This window comes from Catalinimonas locisalis, assembly GCF_038039535.1.
Classification (GTDB): domain Bacteria; phylum Bacteroidota; class Bacteroidia; order Cytophagales; family Cyclobacteriaceae; genus Catalinimonas.
Map to the genome: position 1 here is coordinate 1 of NZ_JBBPHP010000117.1, position 802 is coordinate 802.

At 41.9% G+C, this 802-nt stretch carries 1 protein-coding gene; it reads left to right on the forward strand.

The window, feature by feature from the left end; genetic code table 11:
- The first annotated feature begins 71 nt into the window (after positions 1-71).
- Positions 72-776, forward strand: a complete 705-nt coding sequence (locus WJR50_RS34135; RefSeq protein ID WP_341297804.1) for an IS1 family transposase — start codon at positions 72-74, stop codon at positions 774-776.
- The last annotated feature ends 26 nt before the right edge of the window (positions 777-802 follow it).

Genomic DNA, 802 nt, shown 5'->3' on the forward strand with positions numbered 1-802 from the left:
GGTGGTGTTTTAAAAAGTATGATGCTCTAAATAATTGACAGCCAGAGACATTAGCGGTAGATTAGTATGTTATGAAGATACAAATTACCCTTTATTGTCCTGGCTGCCAGAGTAGCAATGTTGTTAAAAATGGTCACAAAAGCTATTTAAGGAAACAAAATTACCTTTGCAAAGACTGTCAGCGTCAGTTTATTGGTGATCATAACCTGAGTTATGCAGGCTGCCAGTCTGGACTTATGACTCGTCTGAGGCGTATGTTTGTACGAGGCATGGGCATCCGGGACATTGCCGCAGTAGAGCAGATTAGCTTGGGAAAAGTGCTACATTGGTTGACTAAACTCAAACTTGCTCCTAGGGCCAAGTACTCTCACTATGAGGAATTGGAAGTGGACGAGTTTTGGAGTTATGTGGGGCAGAAGGCTAACAAGATTTGGCTCATTTACGCTTACCATCGCACTAGCGGGGAGATCGTAGCCTGGGTGTTTGGGAAGCGCAATTATAAGACAGCCAAAGCTTTACGGAAAAAACTCAAAATACTAGGAATTAGCTATGATGTTATCGCCATTGACGATTGGAAGAGCTTTAAAAGAGCCTTTCGTGCCGACGCATGTCGGATAGGGAAAGAGTTTACTAAAGGTATTGAAGGAAATAATTGTCGGCTAAGGCACCGCATTAGAAGAGCTTTTCGCCGCTCATGTAACTTCTCAAAGAAGTTAGAAAACCACATCATTGCTTTTGAAATCGCTTTCTTTTACATCAACTTTGGTTACGTTTGATCTTTCATACTTTGTGTAACACCACC

Excerpts from the sequence above, each read along its gene's own strand:
- WJR50_RS34135 (WP_341297804.1), top strand. The coding sequence starts at position 72 with ATGAAGATACAAATTACCCTTTATTGTCCTGGCTGCCAGAGTAGCAAT.